The organism is Paraburkholderia sp. (assembly GCF_036488505.1).
Lineage (GTDB): Bacteria > Pseudomonadota > Gammaproteobacteria > Burkholderiales > Burkholderiaceae > Paraburkholderia.
Map to the genome: position 1 here is coordinate 1 of NZ_DASXHN010000376.1, position 2979 is coordinate 2979.

The 2979-nt window shown below is 60.4% G+C and carries 3 protein-coding genes; all 3 read left to right on the forward strand.

The genetic code is table 11. From position 1 onward, the window contains the following. Positions 1–576, forward strand: a 576-nt coding sequence (locus VGH68_RS22080) for an L-iditol 2-dehydrogenase (protein ID WP_331605842.1), incomplete at its 5' end; no start/stop codon positions are given. A gap of 242 nt (positions 577–818) precedes the next feature. Next, positions 819–2126: a sugar ABC transporter substrate-binding protein gene (locus tag VGH68_RS22085; protein ID WP_331605843.1), complete on the forward strand. Its 1308-nt coding sequence runs from the start codon at positions 819–821 to the stop codon at positions 2124–2126. Between the two features lie 108 nt (positions 2127–2234). Continuing rightward, the coding region (locus VGH68_RS22090; protein ID WP_414696971.1) for a carbohydrate ABC transporter permease at positions 2235–2979 on the forward strand (745 nt) is incomplete at its 3' end.

Below are 2979 nucleotides of genomic sequence, written 5' to 3' on the forward strand. Positions count from 1 at the left end.
CTTGAGCGGATCGTCTCGTCGACGGTTGAAAAGTTCGGTGGCATCGACATTCTTTTCAACAACGCGGCGCTGTTCGATATGCGCCCGATCCTCGATGAATCCTGGGAGATCTTCGACCGCCTCTTCTCAGTGAACGTGAAGGGCATGTTCTTCCTGATGCAACTGGTCGCGCAGCGCATGGTGGAACAGGGCCGCGGCGGCAAGATCGTGAACATGTCGTCGCAGGCGGGACGTCGCGGCGAGGCACTAGTTTCCCACTATTGCGCAACCAAAGCCGCCGTGATCAGCTACACGCAATCAGCCGCGCTGGGCTTGGCGAAGCATGGCATCAACGTGAACAGCATCGCACCGGGTGTTGTCGATACCCCGATGTGGGAGAGCGTCGACGCGCTGTTTGCGAAATACGAAAACCGTCCGCTCGGCGAGAAAAAACGCCTGGTCGGCGAGGCCGTGCCGCTCGGTCGCATGGGCCTGCCGAACGACCTGACGGGCGCGGCGTTGTTCCTTGTATCGGCGGATTCGGACTACATCACGGCACAAACACTAAACGTGGACGGCGGCAACTGGATGAGTTGACGGCGCGTCTGGCGTGCCAGCCACGCGCGCCGGAGCGCACACCGGGTTATGCATTAGAAGTCACCGCAGCGAAGGCAATCAACGCAACACCGCAACACACGAGTATCGACTGCTTCAAGAGAACGCAACGATCAGTTCAACGATCGACGCATCAGGCAAGCCCGCAGCACCAGCGCCCGTGCTAACGATAAAGGAGACGAAACAACATGAAACGCGCCAACTTCACCCTTAAGACCCTGCCGATGCGCTCGCTCGCATTCGCCGCATTCGCCTTTGCCGCACTCGCGCCAATCGCCGCGAAGGCCGCGACCGTGACGATCGCGACACTCAATAACCCGGACATGATCGAGTTGAAGAAGCTGTCGCCGGCGTTCGAAAAAGCGAATCCGGACATTCAACTCAAGTGGGTCATTCTCGAAGAAAACGTGCTGCGCCAGCGCGCCACCACCGACATCACCACGAACAGCGGCCAGTTCGACGTGATGGCGATCGGCACGTACGAAGCGCCGCAGTGGGGCAAGCGCGGCTGGCTCGCGCCGATGACCAATTTGCCGGCCGACTACGATCTCGAAGACGTGGTGAAGACCGCGCGTGACGGCCTCTCGTACAACGGCCAGTTGTACGCGCTGCCGTTCTACGTCGAAAGCTCGATGACGTATTACCGCAAGGACTTGTTCGAAGCTGCCGGCCTGAAGATGCCCGACCAGCCGACCTACGACCAGATCAAGCAATTCGCCGACAAGCTCACCGATAAATCCAAGGGGCAGTACGGCATCTGCCTGCGCGGCAAGGCGGGCTGGGGCGAGAACATGGCGTTCGTCTCGACGGTGGTGAACACCTTCGGCGGCCGCTGGTTCGACGAGAGCTGGAAGGCGCAACTCGACACGCCGGAGTGGCACAAGGCGGTCACGTTCTACTCGGACCTGCTGAAGAACGATGGGCCGCCGGGAGCGAGCTCGAACGGCTTCAACGAGAACCTGACGCTGATGTCCTCGGGCAAGTGCGCAATGTGGATCGAAGCCACGGTGGCGGCCGGCATGCTCTATAACAAGGCGCAATCGCAAGTGGCGGACAAGATCGGCTTCGCCGCTGCGCCGGTTGCCGTCACGCCGAAGGGCTCGCACTGGTTGTGGTCGTGGTCGCTGGCGATCCCGAAGACCTCGAAGTCGCAAGACGCCGCGAAGAAGTTCGTGACGTGGGCGACTTCGAAGGAGTACATCCTGTTGGCCGCGAAGGACGAAGGCTGGGCATCGGTTCCCCCGGGCACGCGCAAGTCGACCTACGCCAATCCGGAATACAAGAAGGCTGCACCGTTTGGCGACTTCGTGCTGAGCGCCATCGAGTCGGCTAACCCGAACGATTCGTCGATGAAGAAGATTCCGTACACCGGCGTGCAGTTCGTCGGCATTCCGGAGTTCCAGTCGTTCGGTACCGTGGTCGGCCAGTCGATTGCAGGCGTGGTCGCCGGGCAAACTACGGTCGACGCCGCGCTGAAGGCCGGCAACGCCGCCGCCGATCGCGCCGTGAAACAAGCCGGGTACCAGAAGTAAATACCTGGAAGCAGTAACTTGTTGCGCCTAATGTAGTACAGCGGGCCGCGCCGCTTCTGTGAAGAAGCCCTGCGCGCGGCCTGCGCATCATCGAGAGGTGACACGATCATGAGTCAACTTAATCCCCCCCTCCCACACGGTTACGCGGAATCCGCCGCAGCGCGCGACAAGCGGCGCGCGAAGTCGGTTCGCTGGCTCATCATGCCGTCGACTGCCGTACTGTTCCTGTGGATGGCCATCCCGCTCGCGATGACCATCTGGTATTCGTTCTCGCGATACAACCTGCTCAATCCCGATGTCAAAGGGTTTGCCGGCATCGATAACTATGAATTCCTTGCCACCGATCCGGCCTTCCTGCCATCGATCGTTCATACGCTGACGCTGATTGGATCGGTGTTGCTGATCACGGTGGTCGGCGGCGTATTGCTCGCTGTCTTGTTCGACCGCAAGTTCATCGGCCAGGGTATTGCGCGGCTACTCGTGATCGCACCGTTCTTCGTCATGCCGACGGTCAGCGCGCTGATCTGGAAGAACATGATCCTGCATCCGGTGTATGGCTTGATCGCGGCGTTGATGCGCTCGCTGGGGATGCAGCCGATCGACTGGTTTGGCGACTATCCGCTCTTTGCGGTGATCGTGATCGTTGCGTGGCAGTGGCTGCCGTTCGCGTTCCTGATTCTCTTCACGGCGATCCAGTCGCTGGACCAGGAGCAGAAGGAAGCGGCGCGCATCGACGGCGCCGGTGCGCTCTCCATGTTCTTCTACATCACGCTGCCGCACCTGAAGCGCGCGATTGCCGTGGTGGTGATGATGGAAACCATTTTCCTGCTCTCCATTTTCGCTGAAATCTATA

What these genes read in the sequence shown, in the direction of transcription:
- VGH68_RS22085 (WP_331605843.1), top strand. Translation starts at nt 819, where the DNA reads ATGCGCTCGCTCGCATTCGCCGCATTCGCCTTTGCCGCACTCGCGCCA.